The sequence below is a fragment of the Flavobacterium saccharophilum genome (assembly GCF_900142735.1).
GTDB lineage: Bacteria > Bacteroidota > Bacteroidia > Flavobacteriales > Flavobacteriaceae > Flavobacterium > Flavobacterium saccharophilum.
The window spans coordinates 543,037-562,786 of the sequence record NZ_FRBY01000005.1 but is presented as its reverse complement, the minus strand read 5'-3'; the positions used below and the strand labels follow the sequence as shown (position 1 = coordinate 562,786).

20 protein-coding genes are annotated in these 19,750 nt (G+C 33.5%); 6 read left to right on the top strand and 14 right to left on the bottom strand.

Annotation, left to right across the window (positions count from 1 at the left end):
* Positions 1-42 precede the first annotated feature (42 nt).
* The 3 genes from BUA98_RS18410 to BUA98_RS18400 all read left to right on the top strand — a co-directional run bounded on the left by BUA98_RS18410 (position 43) and on the right by BUA98_RS18400 (position 2,747).
* The gene (locus BUA98_RS18410) at positions 43-720 is read left to right on the top strand and encodes an SDR family NAD(P)-dependent oxidoreductase (protein ID WP_072974888.1); all 678 of its coding nucleotides are present in this window, start codon (positions 43-45) and stop codon (positions 718-720) included.
* A gap of 37 nt (positions 721-757) precedes the next feature.
* On the top strand, positions 758-2,038 hold the full coding sequence (locus BUA98_RS18405) for a hypothetical protein (protein ID WP_072974886.1): 1,281 nt from the start codon (positions 758-760) through the stop codon (positions 2,036-2,038).
* 106 nt (positions 2,039-2,144) lie between these two features.
* Positions 2,145-2,747 carry a SprT-like domain-containing protein gene (locus BUA98_RS18400; RefSeq protein WP_072974884.1) on the top strand — a complete coding sequence of 201 codons (603 nt, stop codon included), beginning with the start codon at positions 2,145-2,147 and terminating at the stop codon, positions 2,745-2,747.
* 161 nt (positions 2,748-2,908) lie between these two features.
* On the opposite strand, the gene BUA98_RS18395 is transcribed toward BUA98_RS18400, so the two are convergent.
* The 6 genes from BUA98_RS18395 to gcvP form a co-directional block, all read right to left on the bottom strand.
* Entirely contained in the window at positions 2,909-3,670 is a 762-nt protein-coding gene (locus BUA98_RS18395; RefSeq protein ID WP_072974882.1) for an ABC transporter ATP-binding protein, read from the bottom strand.
* Positions 3,670-4,416, bottom strand: a complete 747-nt coding sequence (locus BUA98_RS18390; RefSeq protein ID WP_072974880.1) for an MlaE family ABC transporter permease — start codon at positions 4,414-4,416, stop codon at positions 3,670-3,672. Before BUA98_RS18390 ends, BUA98_RS18395 begins: the two co-directional genes overlap by 1 nt.
* Before the next feature lie 80 nt (positions 4,417-4,496).
* On the bottom strand, positions 4,497-5,345 hold the full coding sequence (locus BUA98_RS18385; RefSeq protein ID WP_072975011.1) for a glycosyltransferase family 2 protein: 849 nt from the start codon (positions 5,343-5,345) through the stop codon (positions 4,497-4,499).
* Positions 5,346-5,502: 157 nt separating this feature from the next.
* On the bottom strand, positions 5,503-6,030 hold the full coding sequence (locus tag BUA98_RS18380) for a class I SAM-dependent methyltransferase (RefSeq protein ID WP_072974878.1): 528 nt from the start codon (positions 6,028-6,030) through the stop codon (positions 5,503-5,505).
* A gap of 344 nt (positions 6,031-6,374) precedes the next feature.
* Entirely contained in the window at positions 6,375-7,433 is a 1,059-nt protein-coding gene (locus tag BUA98_RS18375; RefSeq protein ID WP_072974876.1) for a 3-oxoacyl-ACP synthase III family protein, read from the bottom strand.
* Positions 7,434-8,082: 649 nt separating this feature from the next.
* Complete coding sequence (gene gcvP / locus BUA98_RS18370) at positions 8,083-10,932, bottom strand: aminomethyl-transferring glycine dehydrogenase (protein WP_072974874.1); 2,850 nt, start codon at positions 10,930-10,932, stop codon at positions 8,083-8,085.
* Between the two features lie 217 nt (positions 10,933-11,149).
* Here gcvP and BUA98_RS18365 point away from each other — a divergent pair, with 217 nt between their 5' ends.
* Together BUA98_RS18365 and BUA98_RS18360 are read left to right on the top strand one after the other, a co-directional pair.
* Entirely contained in the window at positions 11,150-11,956 is an 807-nt protein-coding gene (locus BUA98_RS18365) for a hypothetical protein (RefSeq protein WP_072974872.1), read from the top strand.
* A gap of 37 nt (positions 11,957-11,993) precedes the next feature.
* Positions 11,994-12,416 carry a hypothetical protein gene (locus BUA98_RS18360; RefSeq protein ID WP_072974870.1) on the top strand — a complete coding sequence of 141 codons (423 nt, stop codon included), beginning with the start codon at positions 11,994-11,996 and terminating at the stop codon, positions 12,414-12,416.
* On the opposite strand, the gene BUA98_RS18355 is transcribed toward BUA98_RS18360, so the two are convergent.
* The 6 genes from BUA98_RS18355 to BUA98_RS18330 form a co-directional block, all read right to left on the bottom strand.
* Positions 12,413-12,862, bottom strand: coding sequence for an SRPBCC family protein (locus BUA98_RS18355; protein ID WP_072974868.1), 450 nt, complete (start codon positions 12,860-12,862; stop codon positions 12,413-12,415). The two genes, BUA98_RS18360 and BUA98_RS18355, sit on opposite strands and share 4 nt — an antisense overlap.
* Positions 12,863-13,065: 203 nt before the next feature.
* The gene (locus BUA98_RS18350; RefSeq protein ID WP_072974867.1) at positions 13,066-13,977 is read right to left on the bottom strand and encodes a TIGR01777 family oxidoreductase; all 912 of its coding nucleotides are present in this window, start codon (positions 13,975-13,977) and stop codon (positions 13,066-13,068) included.
* A 1-nt stretch (position 13,978) separates the two neighbouring features.
* Positions 13,979-14,800, bottom strand: a complete 822-nt coding sequence (locus BUA98_RS18345; RefSeq protein WP_072974865.1) for a thiol-disulfide oxidoreductase DCC family protein — start codon at positions 14,798-14,800, stop codon at positions 13,979-13,981.
* A 32-nt stretch (positions 14,801-14,832) separates the two neighbouring features.
* The gene (locus BUA98_RS18340; RefSeq protein WP_072974863.1) at positions 14,833-15,573 is read right to left on the bottom strand and encodes a YqjF family protein; all 741 of its coding nucleotides are present in this window, start codon (positions 15,571-15,573) and stop codon (positions 14,833-14,835) included.
* Positions 15,570-15,908, bottom strand: a complete 339-nt coding sequence (locus BUA98_RS18335) for a hypothetical protein (protein WP_072974861.1) — start codon at positions 15,906-15,908, stop codon at positions 15,570-15,572. Before BUA98_RS18335 ends, BUA98_RS18340 begins: the two co-directional genes overlap by 4 nt.
* A 55-nt stretch (positions 15,909-15,963) precedes the next feature.
* Positions 15,964-16,467: a GbsR/MarR family transcriptional regulator gene (locus BUA98_RS18330; RefSeq protein WP_072974859.1), complete on the bottom strand. Its 504-nt coding sequence runs from the start codon at positions 16,465-16,467 to the stop codon at positions 15,964-15,966.
* Between the two features lie 112 nt (positions 16,468-16,579).
* On the opposite strand from BUA98_RS18330, the gene BUA98_RS18325 reads away from it, so the two are divergent.
* A complete protein-coding gene (locus BUA98_RS18325) occupies positions 16,580-16,762 on the top strand; it encodes a hypothetical protein (protein ID WP_072974858.1) in 183 nt (60 codons plus the stop codon).
* A 34-nt stretch (positions 16,763-16,796) separates the two neighbouring features.
* Here BUA98_RS18325 and BUA98_RS18320 read toward each other — a convergent pair whose 3' ends face one another.
* Both BUA98_RS18320 and BUA98_RS18315 read right to left on the bottom strand, forming a co-directional pair.
* Positions 16,797-17,456 carry a SanA/YdcF family protein gene (locus BUA98_RS18320; RefSeq protein ID WP_072975009.1) on the bottom strand — a complete coding sequence of 220 codons (660 nt, stop codon included), beginning with the start codon at positions 17,454-17,456 and terminating at the stop codon, positions 16,797-16,799.
* 156 nt (positions 17,457-17,612) lie between these two features.
* Positions 17,613-19,640, bottom strand: a complete 2,028-nt coding sequence (locus BUA98_RS18315; RefSeq protein WP_072974856.1) for a M3 family metallopeptidase — start codon at positions 19,638-19,640, stop codon at positions 17,613-17,615.
* Positions 19,641-19,750 lie beyond the last annotated feature (110 nt).

Sequence of the window (19,750 nt, the reverse complement as noted above, 5' to 3'; positions counted from 1 at the left end):
TGGCGATTCCATATTCCATTAAAAAAGAACTATTATCTCCATATGAAAAATATTATCGTTACCGGAACAAGCAGAGGAATTGGATATGAATTGGCTTTGCAGTTTGCGAATGCCGGACATCAGGTTTTGGCTATTTCCAGAAAAATACCTCAGACGCTTTTAGCGCATCAAAATGTTACTTGTCTTTCAGTTGATTTATCTGATGAAACTGCTTTGCAGGAAGTGGACAGTTTTCTTTCATCAACCTGGAAAAAAGTAGATGCCGTTGTACATAATGCTGGTGCTTTATTATTGAAGCCTTTTGCAGAAACTACTCAGGCCGACTTTGAAAGCATTTATAAAGTAAATGTTTTTGCAGTAGCTAATCTTACCAGAATTTGTTTGCCTTATCTTCAAAAAGGAAGCCATGTCGTAACAATTAGTTCAATTGGAGGTGTACGCGGAAGTTTAAAATTTGCAGGATTAGCTGCTTACAGTTCTAGTAAAGGCGCTGTTATTACCCTAACCGAATTGTTAGCCGAAGAATATAAAGAACAAGGAATCTCCTTCAATGTTTTGGCTTTAGGTTCAGTTCAGACAGAAATGCTAAACGAAGCTTTCCCAGGTTATCAGGCGCCAATTTCTGCAGAAGGAATAGCAGCTTATATTTATGATTTTACCTTGAATGGCAATAAATATTTTAATGGAAAAGTGTTAGAGGTTTCTTCGACCAATCCATAAATTCCATTATTTAACCCCAAACCTTATAACCAAACTAATGAAAAAAAGAATCCTGATTCTTGTAATTGTATTACTTACCGTTTTTTCTAATCAGAAGGTTTCCGCTCAGTCCTATAAATCAGAACATCTGAGTTTTTATAATTTTGTTTTTCCTGATTCCTATATTCCTAAAGGTTATAGAACGTACACGGTAAAAATGAATCTTTCCAACAGACCAATTGCTATTTTGATTGATGGTGAAAAAAAAGGAGGCAGGGGACCGCTTTCCTATAATGAATTTTTCAAGGAAGAATATTTAGTTCGCCCACTTTCGGGTACAGAAACAGAGATTAATTATAAAGGAGAAGTTATTCCTTCAATTGCTGATTTAGGATATAGAAATCCGTCTTCTGCTAAAGCTGAAGATCACCTTGTTCTTGATGTTCTTATTGATCATATTGCCTATGCTGCAGAAATACAAGAAACGAAATCGGCAGAAAAACCTTTTGGATATGAAATGTATTACCAATATAATGTCTTTTTTAAATTTAAAAATAGTGTTACTGATGCTGTAGTTTTAGAGAAATCGTTCTTTGTTAAGCAGAGAATGAGTGCTACCAGCGCATCTCAAGGAACTATTTTCAATTTTAAAACAAGACCGGAAGCCGTAAATTATTTAACTGAAAATGCAGATAAAAATCTTATTTACAATGAACTTGTAACCGATATTCAGCGCTATATGAAAAGCAGGGTTGTCTCATGGGTGGGAGTTGCGTACTATCAGGATACTTATCTTTTTTCAAGAATTTCTAAAGAAGATAAAAATCCTCTATTTCAAAAGTTAAACCAGGATGTTGATGCTATGGAAAGCTGGTCTAAATCAAAGCCTGAGCCTACAGTTGACGATGCACTTTTAGCTTCAAATACTGACTTTATTGAAAAAAATAATTTGATAATTCAAGACAATTCAGAAGCTTTTCATGGTGACGTAAATTTACGGGACTATAAAAATTTTATAAATAAAAAACGAATTTTTACTGATTTCATTCTAAAAATGGATGGCTATTCTAAACAGTTAGACGCAAGCGATAAAGGACAAAAAGCGGCTATTTGGGCGTGTTATATCAATATTGCTTCAAGCTTCGCTGTTTTAAATAATTATAAGAGTAGTTTAGAATTTCTTGAAAAAGCACGTTCTTTAGATTATCAGGAACGTAAAGTACAAGAAGTTGAAAAAGAAATAAAAGACAAGCAAGCAAAACTAAATATTTTCTATGCTGCTGATGGTGCTGTCAAAAATGATGTAAACAATAGTTATATAAAATATCTAAACTTATAATACGATTCATTTTTGTAGTGGTTTACAAAATGTTTTGTCTGATTAAATCGCTATGAATAAAATGTTTTCTTAGATTTGTTTTTTGATATATTAATACGTAATCGATTTGAACGAAACTTTAGCAAGATACATCCCCGAACATGCCGTAAAGCCTGTTTTTGAATTGATTGTTGCCAATCAGGTTCATCTTAAAATTGTAAATGAGCGCCAGACGCGTCATGGCGATTACAGACGCGGACTTAGTGGTAAACATGAAATTACTGTAAATGCCAGTCTCAATAAATATCGTTTTTTGATTACCCTGATTCATGAAATTTCGCATTTAGTGGCTTTTGAAAAGTTTGGAAGAAACATCAAGCCACACGGAAATGAATGGAAATTTACTTTTCAAAGAATGATGGTTCCTTTTATCCGGCCTGAAATATTTCCGGGACATTTATTGCCATTGTTAGCAAGGCATTTTAAGAACCCAACAGCAAGCAGTGATACCGACACTACTTTGTCTCTGGCTTTAAAACAATACGATGCTGGAAATGATAAAAACTACGTTTTTGAAATTCCCTACGGAAGCGTTTTCAGAATTAAAAATGGTAAAATATTTAAGAAACTTGCGGTTCGAACAAAACGTTTTGAATGTATTGAAATCAGCTCCGGTAAAACTTATCTATTTAATCCAAATGCTGAAGTTGAATTAATCAATATTCAATAAAAAATTCCAAAAAAGAAATCCCAAATTCCAAACTGCAAGAAATTTCAATAAAAAAATCCAAATTCCAATCTTAGTAAAAATTGGAATTTGGATTTTTTTAATATTGAAGTTTTCCAAGTTATTGGAATTTGGAATTTTTTATATTGGAATTTAAAAAGGTTTTATCCTTTTAAATAAGCTTCTCTTACTTTTTTAAACAGGTTTGAAGAGTAAACAAACTTAACAATATCTTTATTATCCGTTCTAAAGATTTCTTCTTTAGTTCCCTGCCAGGCTTTTACTCCTTTTTTTAAGAATACAATATTCTCTCCAATTTCCATTACAGAGTTCATATCGTGCGTATTGATTACCGTTGTAATATTATATTCTTCAGTAATTTCCTTAATCAAATTATCAATCAAAGTTGAAGTGTTTGGATCTAAACCAGAGTTTGGTTCATCACAAAACAAATATTTTGGATTATTTACAATCGCACGTGCAATCGCTACACGTTTTTGCATTCCTCCAGAGATTTCCGAAGGTAATTTTTTATGTGCGTCAACCAGATTTACTCTTTCTAAAACAAAGTCAACACGCTCTTTAATTTTAGCCCTGTTGTCGTTGGTGAACATTCTTAAAGGAAAAGCAACATTTTCTTCAACTGTCATCGAATCAAATAAAGCACTTCCCTGAAAAACCATTCCGATTTCCGTTCTTAGTTCTCTTTTTTCATCCGGATTTAAATCAGAATAAATACGTCCGTCAAATTCAATTGTACCAGAGTCTGGCGCGTGAATTCCTAATAACGTTTTTAATAAAACAGTTTTCCCAGATCCACTTTGTCCAATTATTAGGTTGGTTTTTCCAGTTTCAAAAACAGTCGAAACGCCTTTTAAAACTTTACTGTCGCCAAATGATTTTTCTATGTTTTTTACTTCGATCATTATCCTAATAGTAATTGAGTTAATATATAATTGAAAAGAATAATACAAACAGATGTCCAGACAAATGATACTGTACTAGCCTTACCAACTTCAAGTGCGCCACCTTTCATGTAATATCCGTGAAAAGATGGAATGGTCGCTAACAACATTGCGAAAATTAGCGTTTTAATAAAAGCATATGTAATATGAAAAGGAATAAATTCCATTTGAGCACCCTGAATAAAGTCCTGACTAGTTGAAAATCCACCATATGCACAAGCCAGCCAGCCACCAAAAATACCCAGAAACATACTAATTCCGATTACGAACGGATACATTAATAAGGCTACTATTTTTGGAAAAACAAGATAGTTTAAGGAATTAACTCCCATAACCTCTAAAGCATCAATTTGTTCTGTAACACGCATTGTACCAATACTTGAAGTGATATAAGACCCCATTTTTCCGGCCATAATTACCGAAATAAAAGTAGGAGCAAACTCCAGAATTACAGATTGACGTGTAGCAAAACCAATTAAATATTTTGGAATTAATGGGTTCGTTAAGTTTAATGCCGTTTGGATAGCCACAACTCCTCCGATAAAAAAGGAAATAAAGCAAACGATACCAAGAGAGTCGATTATTAAGTCATCGATTTCTTTGAAAATCAATTTTTTCATAACAGACCATTTAGTCTGTTTATTGAAAATTTCTTTCAGCATTAAAAAATATCTTCCTATTTGAGATAAATAACGAATTAGCATCATAGTTTTTGAAATATTGGCTAAGGTAAAAAGAAGTTACGAGTTTTGGGTTATGAGTTTTGGATTTTCGCCTGTTTTCCGAATCAAATTAACTTTTCTTTCATTTTTTTGAAACGATAATTTCGGATAAATTTGCCTTGTTCAGGGGTAACTAATAAAGGAGTTTTTGCTTTTTTGGCTTTCCAGAATCCTTTTATGTAGTCCAAAAATAGGAAAGGTTTTTTCTTCATCATCGCCAGTTTTGCCGAAGCAATTGCCGTAATCCAGAAACCGTATCCTAAAGTATAAAAAGCTTCTCCTTGTTTGTAACGTGCTGTTTTATTGTAATTGGCACCTGTTGGTTTAAGGTGTTTTACATGTAAAGATTCATCTGTAACGACTTTCCAATCGTAATATTTACACAATAATTCGTCTACCGTGTCCCAACCCATAGCAGGTTTTAAACCTCCAATTTGTTGAAATGTTGCTTTTCTATACGCTTTCAAAGCACCGCGAATATGATCTTTATCAGTTAGGTTTTCTAAAACCCAATCGCCATTTTTTTCGATGTAACAAAATCCGCCCACCATTCCGATTTTTGGATCGGATTTAAAGTGTTTTATGATTGTTTCGAAATAGTTGGGAGGGAAAATTAAATCACCGTCAATTTTGACAATTATATCGTATTCAGAATCTAAAGTTTCAAAACCTTTTTGAAAAGCCTGAATTACCTTGCTTCCCGGCATATGAATCGCATCTGAAGTCTTGTTTACCACAGAAATATACGGATTGTCTTTAGCAAAACCCAAAACAACTTCTTCTGTTTTATCTGTAGAATTGTCGTTTACTACGACAATTTTTGAAGGTAAAACCGTTTGTGAAACCAAAGATTGCAGGGTCAGCCCGATTAAATCCTGTTCGTTGTGAGCCGGTATAACAATATAGTACTTCATAAATTTCATTTTAAATTCCAAATTATTTAAAAATAAATTCCAATCTTTAAAAACTCCAAATTCCAATCCTTACCGATATGGTTTAAATTGGAATTTGGATTTTTTTTTGAAATTTTCCAAATAATTGGAATTTGGGATTTAAATATTGGGATTTTGTTTAGGCTTTTATTTTCTCAGCGTAAACAATGTAATATCTGTTGGTAAAACTTCTTAAAAACGGACGAAGACCAAACTTTTTAACGGGGTTTGTCCATTTTTGTCTGTCGATGATTTTCCAGCCTGTTTTTTCTAAAAGCCAGTCTAATTGCCAATCTTCGAATTCATGATAATGTCTGTCCCACATATCCGTTTTAGAACGATATGCCGGAGAAAACCATAAACGCATCGGGATTGAAATTAAAAGCTTGTCGGATTTAATTTCGCTTAAAATTGTAAATGGATTTAATAAATGTTCAAAGATTTCAAAAGCCGTTACAACATCCTGGTTATCTGTTTTGAAAACGTTTTGATCCAAATCTAAATCTTCGCCAGTAGTATTTTTTACTGAATAACCAGCTTCTTTCATGATTTTCGAAAACGGATTTTCAACTCCTAAATCAAGGATTGTTTCAGAGGTTTTGATATGCTTTTGTAAAAATTCTAAAGTAAGTTTGAATCTTTTATTTGGAAACGTTTTTTCGTACATAGTCTTTGCGAGGAACGAAACAATCTCTCGTTCTTAATTTTATATTAGGTCGCAAATATACAAAGATTACTTCTTTTTTGCGTTTTTTAATTCGAATGAAAAAATGAAAAGTCCGCATTTAAAATGTTGTTTTTAAATGCGGACTAGATTTCTTTTATGTAATTTGATTGTAGCTTCATAGAAGCGTAATATTTATAGATAAAATGGCATGGTCAATTTATTAAAGCTCCATCGGAGCGATATTTCTAATTGTCAGATAACGCTCCAATGGAGCTTTTCCTGAACCGCATTTATTATTCTATAAACATGGCGTCCCAATGGGACTTCTTAAATTGGACTTAGGATTAATGTCTATATACAAAAGCATTAACGTTCATTCCGGCTCCAACAGAAGCAAAAATGATAACGTCGCCTTTGTTGATTTCATGACCTTCGATTTTTCCTTTTAGGATTAAATCGTATAAAGTTGGAACAGTTGCAACACTACTATTTCCTAAATCATGAATACTCATTGGCATGATGTCTTTAGGTGCAGTCTTGTCGTATAATTTGTAGAAACGCTCGATAATCGCTTCATCCATTTTTTCGTTTGCCTGGTGAATTAAGATTTTCTTCACTTCGTCAATTCCGATACCGCTTTTATCTAAACAGCTTTTCATGGCACACGGAACCTGGCTCAATGCAAATTCGTAAATTTTACGACCGTACATTTTAATGTATTTGATATCCGGATCTAAATCTGGATTGTATGATTTACCGAAGTATAAAAAGTTGGCTTCATCATTAGCGAAAGTAGCACTTTCGTAAGATAACAAACCAGATTCGCCTTCAGTTCCTTCTAAGATTGAAGCTCCTGCGCCATCAGAATAGATCATGGAGTCACGATCGTGATCGTCAACAACCCTTGATAAAGTTTCAGCTCCAATAACTAAAACTCTTTTTGCCATTCCGGATTTGATGAATGCATTAGCTTGTAAAACACCTTCGATCCAGCCCGGACATCCGAAAAGAATATCGTAAGCCACACATTTAGGGTTTTTGATTGCCAATTTGTTTTTTACACGAGTTGCTAAACTTGGTAAAATATCGGTTTGATGGGTTCCTGATTTTACATCTCCAAAGTTATGGGCAAAAATGATATAATCTAAAGTTTCGCGATCGATTCCTGCGTTTTCAATTGCTTTTTCAGCAGCGAAAAAAGCTAAATCTGAGGCGTTATGTTGAGTTTCGGCATAGCGTCGGTTTTCGATTCCGGTGATGCCTTTGAATTTTTTGATTACAACTTCATTTGGGTAGCCAAAAGGAGTTCCGTCTTCATTTAAAAATACATGTTTGTCAAAATCAGTATTGCTTACTGCCTTATTCGGAATGTAACTTCCGATACCTATTATTTTTATTTTCATTATTCCTTAATTATCCAATAAATTTATTGCTAAATTATATAAAAAATTATGATAACTATCATAAAAAATACTATGCATGCATATAATTATCAAATAATAATTATTTGTGAGATATATTGTTAATTTTTTAATGAAATTTAAGTTTTACCGAGATTTCAAACGTTTGAAATGAGATTTTGAGGAAAGTTTTTTTTGTTTCAGGTTTCAGGTTTCAGGTTTCTCCATTGCGGTAATTTCACAAAGTATGTCATTCCGAGGAACGAGGAATCCCCGCGAGAAGCTCGACAAGGATTGGCTATTAGGAACGGAGCTACTTGCGGGGATTCCTCGTTCCTCGGAATGACAAACTTACTGTTTTCTTTGATTAGACCATTTGAGAACTTGATGAAAATATAAACGATACTCTTCTTCAAAACCTGTCGTTTCTTCCGCGTGAGGGATAGGAGTAAGCTACCGAAGTAGCATGGATAGCCCGACAGTATTTAAGAAAAGGCCTCATAAGCGCAAAGTTGATTAGGCCTTTTTTTAAATACTGGCACGCACTCATTATGATTTTAGATTTTAGGGATTTTAAAATTGGGATTTAAAAAAGAAACCCGACAAGTCTTAAGACCTGTCGGGTTTTGATATAATTAGAAGAACTTATTTCTTAGTTTTCCATGTAAGCTTCGATTGGCGCACAGCTACAAACTAAATTTCTGTCACCGTATGCATCGTCAACACGACGAACTGATGGCCAGAATTTATTATCAGCAATGTATTCTAATGGGTAAGCCGCTTTTTCTCTAGTGTAAGGGAAAGCCCAGTTGTCAGTAGTTAACATTGCTAATGTGTGAGGCGCATTTTTTAATACGTTGTTTTTATCATCGGCTGTTGCAGCTTCAATCTCTTTTCTGATTGAGATAAGAGCATCACAAAAACGATCTAATTCTGCTAAATCTTCAGATTCTGTAGGTTCAATCATTAAAGTTCCTGCTACCGGGAAAGATACTGTCGGTGCGTGGAAACCGTAATCCATCAAACGTTTTGCGATATCACCAACTTCGATTCCGTTTTCTTTAAATGAACGACAATCTAAAATCATTTCGTGAGCAGCTCTTCCACATTCTCCTGTATAAAGAATTGGGTAGTGTCCTTCGAAACGCGCTTTCATGTAGTTAGCATTTAAGATAGCATGCTCTGTAGCACTTTTTAATCCTTCAGCACCCATCATTGTGATGTAGCCGTAAGAGATTAAACATACTAAAGCAGATCCGTAAGGTGCAGATGAAATTGCTGTAATCGCTTGTTCGCCACCTACTTTTAAGATTGGGTTTGTTGGTAAAAACGGAACTAATTTTTCGTTCACACAGATTGGTCCAACTCCTGGTCCACCACCACCGTGAGGAATAGCGAAAGTTTTGTGCAAGTTTAAGTGACAAACGTCAGCGCCAATTGTAGCAGGATTTGTTAATCCAACTTGCGCGTTCATATTAGCACCATCCATATATACTAATCCGCCGTTGTCGTGGATTAATTTTGTGATTTCAATAATTGAAGATTCGAAAACTCCGTGAGTAGAAGGATATGTTACCATTAAACAAGATAAATCATCTTTATGTTCAATCGCTTTTTCTCTTAAATCTTCTACGTCAATGTTTCCTTCCGGAGTAGTTTTAGTAACGATGATTTTCATTCCGGCCATTGCTGCAGAAGCAGGATTGGTTCCGTGAGCTGATGAAGGAATTAAACATACATTACGGTGGCTATCGCCTCTTGATAAATGGTAAGCGCGAATCGCCATTAAACCAGCATATTCTCCCTGAGCTCCTGAATTAGGCTGTAATGTTGTTCCGGCAAAACCAGTAATTACATTTAATTGCTCTTCTAATTTTTTAAGCATTGTGATATAACCTTCCGCTTGTTCTACTGGTGCAAAAGGGTGAATGCTGTTCCAGTTTGGCATTGATAAAGGCAACATTTCTGAAGCTGCGTTTAATTTCATCGTACAAGAACCTAATGAAATCATCGAATGGTTCAACGATAAATCTTTACGCTCTAATTTTTTGATGTAACGCATTAACTGACTTTCTGAATGATGATTGTTGAAAACATCATGCGTTAAGAAAGAAGACGTTCTTTCTAATGAAGCAGGTAATTGACTTGCTTCAGTTAATTCAGAAACGGTAAAAGTTTCTTTTCCTAAAGCTTCAGCAAAAATTGATATAATTTGATTGATGTCAGCAATTGAAGTTGTTTCGTTGAATGAGATAGAAATGGTATCGGCATCAACATAGAAGAAATTTACTTCGTTTTTCTCCGCTACGGCTTTTACTTTTTGAGCATCTGCTTTTACCAGAATAGTATCAAAGTAAGCTGTGTTAGTTTGGTAAACACCCAATTTATTTAAAGCTTCAGCAGTAGTAACCGCTGATGCGTGAACTTTACCTGCAATATATTGTAATCCTTTTGGTCCGTGGTATACCGCATACATTCCTGCCATAACTGCAAGTAAAACCTGAGCTGTACAAATATTTGAAGTTGCTTTTTCACGTTTAATGTGCTGTTCGCGAGTTCCTAAAGCCATACGTAAAGCGCGATTTCCGTTTACATCAATAGAAACTCCGATAATACGACCTGGCATAGATCGTTTGTATTCTTCTTTAGTTGCAAAAAAAGCAGCGTGAGGACCACCGTAACCCATTGGTACACCAAAACGTTGAGTAGTTCCAACCACTACAGCTGCTCCCATTTCTCCCGGAGAAGTTAAAGTAGCTAATGATAAAATATCAGCAGCAAAGGCAACTTTGATTTCATTTTCTTTTGCTTTAGCAACAAAAGCAGTATAATCATTTACCTGACCATATTTTCCTGGATATTGTACAATGGCTCCGAAGAACTCATTTGAAAAGTCAAAAGTTTCGTGGTTACCAACAACTAATTCAATTCCAACCGGAGTTGAACGTGTTTGTAATATCGATAAAGTTTGAGGTAAAATTTCTTCAGAAACGAAGAATTTGTTTGTATTGTTTTTCTTTTGATCACGTGTACGAACGTCAAATAATAACGCCATCGCTTCTGCTGCAGCTGTACCTTCATCTAATAAAGATGCATTGGCAATTTCCATTCCTGATAATTCAATAACAGTAGTTTGGAAATTTAAAATAGCTTCAAGACGACCTTGAGCAATTTCTGCCTGATAAGGTGTGTAAGCGGTATACCATCCTGGATTTTCGAAGATGTTTCTTTGAATTGGAGCCGGAACGATAGTTGGGTGATAACCCAAACCAATATAGGATTTGAATACTTTATTTTTCTTCCCTAGTTCCTGAATATGATTTGCGAATTCGTACTCTGTCATTGCAGGATCTAAATTCAAAGGCGCTTTTAAACGAATATCGTCTGGAAGGGTTTCATAAACAAGTTGTTCAATCGATTCCACTCCAATGGTTTTTAACATGTGTGGAAGATCTGTTTCTCTCGGGCCAATGTGTCTTAAAGCAAAAGCATCTGTTCTCATTTGTAGCTATCTAGTTTTTTAAAGGCAATGTAATTAGCAAAGTAAATTCCCAATTAGGTAAGAATTACAAGGGTTTATTACATTATATAGTAAATGTGTTGTTTTTTGTGGCGCAAAATTAAGTATTATTAATAATTTAATGGGTATTTTTAACTTCAATTTTTATGAAATTTATAACCAAAGAGTTGATTTGTTACCAATTGATTAGATTTGAGATATGAAATTTTTGAAACAGATATTAGATTTTTACCTCAATAGCAGTATTCATGTGGCTTTATCGTGTTATGCTTTGGTCAGGGTTACGTTTCATGTATTTCATATTCAGTATGATGAAGCAATGGCTTTGTTCGTTTTTTTTGGAACAATTGTAGGATATAATTTTGTTAAATATGATGCATTAGTCCGTGTTAAAAAAAATCCGATCGGAATTCAGCTGAAAATTATCGCCGTTTTGAGCTTCATTTCACTCGTTTTAGTGGGCTATTATTTTTTCCATTTAAAGCGAATTACGCAAATTGTTTCGGTTGGAATATTTTTAATAACCGCACTTTATACCTTGCCGTTTTTTCCAAACAGAAAAAATGCGAGAAACTGGGCAGGCGTAAAAATTTATATTGTGGCCCTTTGTTGGGTAGGAGCGACGTTGGTTTTGCCTTTGATAAATGCCGAAATTCCTTTTACGACGAACTTTTTTATCAAATGTATTCAGCGATTTGTATTGGTTTTTGTACTGATTTTAGTTTTTGAAATTTTAGATTTAGCGAATGATGATCCGCATTTGCAGACTGTGCCCCAGACTATTGGTGTGAAGAAAACTAAAATTTTAGGATTTTCGCTGTTAGTTCCGTTTTGGGTTGTGGGAATATTGTCATTTGATTTTCATGATTTGATCATCAATCTGATAATGGTCGTGATGCTGATGTTGTTTATTCTGTTTGCAAACCCGAATCGTTCTAAATATTATACTTCTTTCTGGGTGGAGAGTGTTCCGATTTTTTGGTGGCTGATGATTGAGTTTCTTTAAGATTTTTAATTCTATATTTGAAAACAAATACCACTATATGCAAAAGGATGTCTCCTTTTTTGGAATGAAGTTTACGCAACTGCAATTTATTTTGTTTTTCTTCGGATGGATGTTTTTCCTGGCTTTTATCTGGCCATTTATTATAGGTTCTTATCTCGGAATGTCGGTTTTGATATGCGGACTTTCTATTCTTTTTGTTGGTTTGCTTAACCGGTTATTTGGTTTGTTGCTGCTTGTTTTTTATTTTGTAAATAAATCACTTATTAGATATTATCAAAATTTCATGATGGTTCTTACTTCTATTTTGGCTACCTGGATTTATAGTTTTTTTGTGCCCATGAATTTATACACTTACATGGCGCATCTTTTGGTTAACACTTTTACTGTTTTTTTAATCCATGATTTTTTCTTTAAAAAAGGCGGTATCGAAGATGAGATTATCAGTTTAGATGATAATTAGATTTCACAAACTTCCTTTAGGATTTTATTTCTTTCCAAAAGAAATTGAGTCAAATGTTTTTCCAGAAATAAAATATCAAATAGTTCTCCTAAAATTCCAAACGGTGTTTCATATTGCAATTTGTCTTTCATTATTGTAAAACCGTTTTCTTCTTCAAAAAAATGCTCGTGTTTGAAAGAATTGAATTTGCCACGCTCCATTTCATCTACAAAATAATCATGCAGATTCATAGTTGTAATTCTGCTTTTGTGGGTCAAATAAAAGCTAAAATGTTTTCCTTTCCATGTTACCGTTTCGTTTAAATTTATTAATCCTGATGTAACGCCGGCAATTGCTTTTTCATTTGATTTGCTTGCAGATTGTTGGTGAATGTCGATATTTCTTGATGCGTCAAAAACGGTTTTTTTTGATGCTTTTATTTTTGTTGTGAGGTTTATGGTTGTCATGATTAGTTGGTGTGTTGCAAGTCCCGGAGGGACGACATGTTTATAGATTTGCAGGCATTTAGTGTTAAAACCCCAGCGGGGTGAAATGTTTTAGGACTAATTAAAAAGCGCTAATGTCGCTCCGCTGGAGCTTAAATTAACGACGCATTTTTATGATTTTCTATAAACATTTCACTCCGATGGAGCTGCCTGAAAATAATAAATTATTTGCTTAATAGATTTTCAAAAGCTTTGTCAAGATTTCCAAACTTAAATTGAAACCCATTCTCTAAAAGTCGTTTCGGAATCACATTTCTACTTTTCAAAACCAATTCCGTTTCTGTGCGAATGAAGAAAGATCCGATTTCGAGAAAGAATTTACTCATCGGAATTCCGAAAGGAAAACCAACTGCTTTTCGAAGTTTCATCATAAAATTTGCATTTCTAATTGGCTCTGGAGAAACAACATTTATTACTCCAATTATTTCCTTTTGAAGAATAAATTCAATTGCATTGGCAAAATCTTCTTCATGAATCCAGCTTATAAACTGATTGCCTTTTCCTTGTTTCCCTCCAAAACCAATTTTTGCTAACGTTTTTAATGGAATAAAAGCGCCTCCTTTTTTTCCTAATACAATTGAAGTACGCAAAGCGGTTTTTAAAGTATCTGTGGTTTCAGTTTTAAAGAATGCTTTTTCCCAGGAAAGGGCAACATTGATGGAAAAGTCATTTCCGATTTCGCCATCAATTTCATCCATTTGTTTATCCAAAGAAAAACGATAAATAGTTGAAGTTGATGAATTCAGCCAGTGTTTCGGTGGATTTTGACAGTTTAAAACGGCTTTGTTTAAAATCTTTGTGCTTTCAATTCGAGACAATAAAATCTCTTTTTTGTTTTCTTTGGTATAGCGGCAATCAACAGATTTTCCGGCAAGATTGATTAAAACGGTGGCATTTTCTAATTCTTTTTCCCAACCAGAAAATGTTCTGGCATTCCAGTTTACATATTTGATTCCGTCAATTGTTTGCGATTTTCCGCGAGTCAGAATTACAATTTCTTCAAATTTATTTTTGAAGTGATTCACTAAAACTTGTCCTAAAAACCCTGTTCCGGCTGCGATGATGAGTTTTTTCATTTTATAAATTTAAGATAAATACTAAAGCAATAATTCTGTAAAGAACCCAGGTAAAACATAAATAAAAGGGAAGTTGTAGTACTTTAACTCTTCTAAAATGTTCTGCAAACATGATGAAAACAGTGATTCCAAACCAGCCTAAAATTAAAAACTGCGGAAGATTAACAAATTGACTTAGAGTTAAAATTGGAACTAAAATCAAAGATCCCATTAAAGAAATCGTCATTAAATTTCCGGCATAATTGATTATTGTTTTTTTATCCATTTTTAAAAGAAATAAACTTTGAAAAACAATCTGTCCGAAGGCTAAAATGAATTCTCTTAAAATACTTGTTTTCGGTACATTCGGAATCAAATTAGAAAAACCAAATAAAACAATAGTTGTAATCGTTAAAGCAAAACCGATGAAAATAAAGCGGTATTTATAATTAAAATCAGGAGTACATTGCAGTTTGTTTTCTGTTTTTGCATTTCCCGGAATAATCATTTTTCTATTATAAGAAACAAAAGAATACATTTTTGTCAGAATGAAATGAATAGGCTTAATCGTCGCGATTTTTTCAATTAACGGAAATGAAAAACCGATGACTTTTATTAGACTATCAATCCCGTAAGTAACCGTTTTAGTTTTATTATCAACCAAAGCAATTTCATTTGGCGCTCGTTTTAAATCGACAAAACTTTGTTCTTCTTGAGATAACTGGCAATAAGATTTTCTTCCATTTTCATCTAGCATACCGCTTTTTACAAAGCCTGTGGTGTATAAACTGCAAAGCGGACAATCTTCATCATAAAGTAAGGTTTGGTTTTCGAGCGTTTTCATAATTCCTGATTTTATAGATTAATAATAAAATTCTAATGGTAAGCTTCTTCTAAAACAAGAGTTGTTTCGAGTTTTCGTTTGTTTTTAACTTTAATATCAGATCCTTTTGCGAGGAAAACAGAAGTTGGATTTGTGTTTTGTAAAAATTCGAAATCCTTGCCGTACGTTTTTCTAAAATCGATAGCAACATTATAATTTAAAACCTCAAATTGTTCCCATCTTGGATGTTGAACTTCATATTCAAAAGTGGTTTCCAAATCAATTTTGGTGTAACCGAAATAATGTTCGGTAATAAATTCTGCTTCAGAATCAATTGCTATTTCTATTGGATTTTTTTCAGTTTCGAGCTGAATGCTATTCCAGTTTTCATCCTTTTTCCATTGATAAATAAAAGTTTTGCTGTTTTCGTTTTCAATGATTTCATGTCTCATTTTTTGAGTTTCATAATTTTCCTGATACAAAGTATTTGCAATAAAAGTGATGGCTTTTTTAGGAACAATTTCTTTGATGAAAACAACGCCGCGTTTCCATTCGCCATTTTCAAAACGTTTTACATAAAATCTCAGGTTAACTTCTTCAAAATTGATATGAAACGGAACCTTCAATCCCAAAACTTTGGTGTTTTTAAACATAAAGCCAACTAAGCTTACATAACATTTGTTATTCCATAAATCTATTTCAGTACCGCTTGGAAGATATTTTTTTAATATTTCAGCAGCAACTTCATAATTGAAAAGTGCTAAGTTTTTCCATTCTGCTTTTAAGAAGTTCATTTGTGTGCTTTTTTATAGATTAGTATTGTAAGATGGAATGCAAGAATTGCTGGAATTGCATAAAAGAAGTAAATTTTAAAATCATGTTTTGGTAAATAGGGATTGATGCATATCATAATGAAGAATAATAGTACTCCAATTATATACCATTGAAGACTTTTGTCATGAGGTTCATCGATCAGCATACATCCTCCAATGGTTACTTGAAACAGTCCGGTAAGTACGCTGAATAATAAACCAAATACTATAAGATCTATAATTTGTAAAAAAGCTAATAGAAAAATAATTGCAGGGATACCGACAAAAAAATAGTTGAGATAATTAATATTTTTCATAGTTATTGTTTGTTTTAAACTTTCAGAAAAAAATGAAAGTTTTAATTAAATTTTTTTACTTCATGATTTTTAGAACCAAACGGCCTAACCAGTTTTCATTGAATTCTGTCATTTTATCTAACATATTATCTGCTTTTAAAACAAAGTCATACAATTTAGAAGTCTGATCTACAAAGTGTTTTTCTTCTGCCGAATTGCTGGCGTCAATTGTAGAAACTTCCTTTAAGATTTTAAGCGCAGGTTTGATTTCTCTTTTGCTTCTTTCTCTTGCGATTTTTACAGCTAATTCGTCTAGATCTTTTTCGGCAGTAAAAAACTCTCTTCTTTCTCCGGCCTTGTATTCTTTATAAACAATGCCCCAATCCATTAAAGCTCTTAGATTCATGCTGGCATTTCCGCGGGAAATTTGCAACTCGTCCATAATGTCTTCCATCGAAACGGCTTCGTTCGAGACCATTAATAAAGCATGGATTTGCGCCATGGTTTTATTAATCCCCCATTGAGAACCTAATGCTCCCCAGGTTTGTACGAACTTATTTTTTGCTTCTTTGAATTCCATGAAACAAATGTATATAAAAGTTTTTAAACTTTCAAAAATAAATGAAAGTTTATTTGAAAAGAATTTAATTAGATGTATTTTCTTATATTTGTATATACGTTAAAATATAAAAATGGAAAATTATTTTGAATTTAAAGGATACAACGGAAGCGTAGAATTTTCAGAAGAAGATAAAGTCTTTTTTGGAAAAATTCAAGGAATTAATGATGTAGTGACTTTTGAGGGAGTTTCGATAATTGAACTTCAAGAAGCATTTCAAGAATCTGTCTTAGATTATTTGGAAGTTTTAAACTAAAAAAGTCCGAAGTACAAATTACTTCGGACTTTTTTTACCGTTTATCCTCTTTAGAGTAATTAGAAACCCCATTAATATCAATCGGATTTCCTAAAAATCTTGGTTCTCTATCTCTCAAAACATCTAAAAAAGATTTAAAAATCGAACCGTATTCTCTAAAACAAACATATCTGTATCCCGAATATTCTCCTTTGTTAGCCGAATATCCAACCGATTTAATTCCGAGTTTTTGTCCAATGTAAATGGCTCGGTTTAAATGATATTCCTGAGAAATTAAAGTTGCTTTTTTGATATTGAAAATATGTTTTGCACGATACATAGTAGAGTAGGTATCGAAACCAGCATAATCAATAAAGATTTTAGTTGTATCAACTCCATGAGTGTAACAGTACTTTTTCATTACCGTTAATTCATCATATTCTTCACGGCCATTATCTCCTGAAAGTAAAATTTTATTGATTCGTTTTGCCTTCCATAATAAAATACCGGCATCAAGTCTGTCTTTTAAATACTTACTCGGCTGATCTCCTCTAATGCCGGCTCCAAAAATAATTCCAACATCGTTTTTAGGAAACCTTCTAAGCGAATGATGAATGTTCTTTTTGGTCGAAGATTTTACGTAGTAATTTACAGAAACAATAGCAATTAATCCTAGAATAAAAAGATAAGCGAGTATTTTTAAATATTTTTTCAAGTTGTATTTTGTAAGATTAGGATTAAAAAAATGAACGAAGATAATTAAAATGATTTGTAATATTTGAATCAAGATTGAATAAAAAATCCGAAGTAAAAATACTTCGGATTCATATTTAATATTCTAAGTTGTCTAATGATCTAAGAAGTCTAAAATCTATAAAAGTCCCGCACGTTTCAACAAAGCTTCCGGTTTTGGTTCCTGACCTCTGAAACGTTTGTATAAAATCATCGGATGTTCTGTTCCTCCTTTTGAAAGTACATTGTCTTTGAATTTTGTGGCTACATCTTTATTGAAAATACCTTTTTCCTGAAAATATTCAAAAGCATCGGCATCCAGAACTTCAGCCCATTTGTAACTGTAATATCCAGAAGAATATCCACCTTGGAAAATATGTGAAAAAGCGGTACTCATAGCATTTTCTTTTACATCCGGATACAATTGTGTATTCGCAAATTGTTCGGTTTCGAAAGCTTTTAAATCAGTAATGTTTGTTGGATCTTGTCCGTGCCAAGCCATATCTAAAAGTCCAAAACTCAATTGACGCAAAGTTGCCAGTCCTTCCTGAAAACTAGCACTTTCTTTAATTTTTTGTACATATTCAATCGGAATAATTTCTCCGGTTTCGTAGTGGTTTGCAAACAAAGCCAAAGCTTCCGGTTCGTAACACCAGTTTTCCATAATCTGACTTGGTAATTCTACAAAATCCCAAAAAACAGAAGTTCCGGATAAACTTGGATAGGTTGTGTTGGCCAACATTCCGTGTAAACCATGTCCAAATTCGTGGAATAAGGTCGTCACTTCATTAAAAGTCAACAACGAAGGTTTCGTTTCTGTTGGTTTTGTAAAGTTGCAAACGTTCGAAATATGTGGTCTTTCATTTACGCCATCTTTTATAGATTGATGTTTGAATGAAGTCATCCAGGCACCATTTCTTTTTCCTTTTCTTGGGAAGAAATCGGCATAGAAAATCGAAACTAAATTGTTATCAGCATCTCTTACTTCATAAGTGGTAACTTCTTCATGGTATTTATCGATGTCAAAAACTTCGGTAAACGTTAATCCGTATAATTTTTGGGCAACCGTAAAGGCTCCGTCTAAAACTTTTTCTAATTGAAAATAAGGCTTCAGTTTTTCATCATCTAAATTGAAAAGCTGTTGTTTTAATTTTTCAGAATAATAAGCGCCGTCCCATTTTTCTAATTGTTCGATTCCGTCTAGTTTTTTCGCGAAAGCAGTCAATTCTGCAAATTCTTTTTGAGCTGCAGGTTTTGCTTTTGCTAATAAATCATTTAGGAAAGAGAAAACTTTCTCCGGACTTTCGGCCATTCTTTCTTCCAAAACAAAATGAGCGTGTGTTTTATAACCTAATAAATTGGCTCTTTCAAAACGAAGTTTAGCAATTTTCAGGACATTTTCCTGATTGTCAAATTCGTTATTCTGAAATGCTTTTGCGCCAAAGGCAATAGCCATTTTTTTGCGTAATTCACGATTATCTGCATAAGTCAAAAACGGAACATAACTCGGATGATCTAAAGTGAAAATCCAGCCTTCTTTTTCTCTTTCTTTTGCTAATAATCTTGCAGCTTCGATTGTTCCTTCGGGTAAACCGGCTAAATCTTTTTCATCTGTCAAATGCAATTCGAAAGCATTGGTTTCGGCCAAAACATTTTCGCCAAATTGCAAACTTAACTTCGATAATTCTTTGTCGATTTCACGCAATTGATCTTTTTTATCTTCCGGTAAATTCGCTCCGTTTCGGGAGAAACTTTTATATTTTTTATCTAAAAGCGTAGTTTGTTCCGGACTTAAATTCAGCTTTTCTTTTTGCTCGTAAACGGCTTTTATTTTAGTAAATAAAGCAGCGTTCAAAGTAATGTCATTTCCGAATTCAGACAATAAAGGCGAAACTTCCTGCGCGATTTTCTGCATTTCGTCACTCGTTTCAGCCGAATTTAAATTGAAGAAAATGCTAGACAAACGATCTAAAATATCTCCCGCAAAATCCATGGCTACAACTGTGTTTTCAAAAGTTGGTGCTTCGGGATTATTTACGATGGCATCAATTTCGGCTTTAGCCAAAGCAATTCCTTCCTGAAAAGCAGGAACGTAATCTTCGATTTTAATTTGCGAAAATGGTGCTGTATTATGTTTGGTATTGAATTTTGAAAGTAAAACACTCATTATGATATACTATTTTTTATTAATTGAAGTCAAATTTTTTGAATTCCAAAGATAACACTTTATAAAAATTTATTGGGCTATTTGAAATTGATTGCAGGCATAAAATCCTC

What these genes read in the sequence shown, in the direction of transcription:
- BUA98_RS18410 (WP_072974888.1), top strand. Translation starts at nt 43, where the DNA reads ATGAAAAATATTATCGTTACCGGAACAAGCAGAGGAATTGGATATGAA.
- BUA98_RS18405 (WP_072974886.1), top strand. Translation starts at nt 758, where the DNA reads ATGAAAAAAAGAATCCTGATTCTTGTAATTGTATTACTTACCGTTTTT.
- BUA98_RS18395 (WP_072974882.1), bottom strand. Translation starts at nt 3,670, where the DNA reads ATGATCGAAGTAAAAAACATAGAAAAATCATTTGGCGACAGTAAAGTT.
- BUA98_RS18390 (WP_072974880.1), bottom strand. Translation starts at nt 4,416, where the DNA reads ATGATGCTAATTCGTTATTTATCTCAAATAGGAAGATATTTTTTAATG.
- BUA98_RS18385 (WP_072975011.1), bottom strand. Translation starts at nt 5,345, where the DNA reads ATGAAGTACTATATTGTTATACCGGCTCACAACGAACAGGATTTAATC.
- BUA98_RS18380 (WP_072974878.1), bottom strand. Translation starts at nt 6,030, where the DNA reads ATGTACGAAAAAACGTTTCCAAATAAAAGATTCAAACTTACTTTAGAA.
- BUA98_RS18375 (WP_072974876.1), bottom strand. Translation starts at nt 7,433, where the DNA reads ATGAAAATAAAAATAATAGGTATCGGAAGTTACATTCCGAATAAGGCA.
- gcvP (WP_072974874.1), bottom strand. Translation starts at nt 10,932, where the DNA reads ATGAGAACAGATGCTTTTGCTTTAAGACACATTGGCCCGAGAGAAACA.
- BUA98_RS18365 (WP_072974872.1), top strand. Translation starts at nt 11,150, where the DNA reads ATGAAATTTTTGAAACAGATATTAGATTTTTACCTCAATAGCAGTATT.
- BUA98_RS18360 (WP_072974870.1), top strand. Translation starts at nt 11,994, where the DNA reads ATGCAAAAGGATGTCTCCTTTTTTGGAATGAAGTTTACGCAACTGCAA.
- BUA98_RS18355 (WP_072974868.1), bottom strand. Translation starts at nt 12,862, where the DNA reads ATGACAACCATAAACCTCACAACAAAAATAAAAGCATCAAAAAAAACC.
- BUA98_RS18350 (WP_072974867.1), bottom strand. Translation starts at nt 13,977, where the DNA reads ATGAAAAAACTCATCATCGCAGCCGGAACAGGGTTTTTAGGACAAGTT.
- BUA98_RS18345 (WP_072974865.1), bottom strand. Translation starts at nt 14,800, where the DNA reads ATGAAAACGCTCGAAAACCAAACCTTACTTTATGATGAAGATTGTCCG.
- BUA98_RS18340 (WP_072974863.1), bottom strand. Translation starts at nt 15,573, where the DNA reads ATGAACTTCTTAAAAGCAGAATGGAAAAACTTAGCACTTTTCAATTAT.
- BUA98_RS18335 (WP_072974861.1), bottom strand. Translation starts at nt 15,908, where the DNA reads ATGAAAAATATTAATTATCTCAACTATTTTTTTGTCGGTATCCCTGCA.
- BUA98_RS18330 (WP_072974859.1), bottom strand. Translation starts at nt 16,467, where the DNA reads ATGGAATTCAAAGAAGCAAAAAATAAGTTCGTACAAACCTGGGGAGCA.
- BUA98_RS18325 (WP_072974858.1), top strand. Translation starts at nt 16,580, where the DNA reads ATGGAAAATTATTTTGAATTTAAAGGATACAACGGAAGCGTAGAATTT.
- BUA98_RS18315 (WP_072974856.1), bottom strand. Translation starts at nt 19,640, where the DNA reads ATGAGTGTTTTACTTTCAAAATTCAATACCAAACATAATACAGCACCA.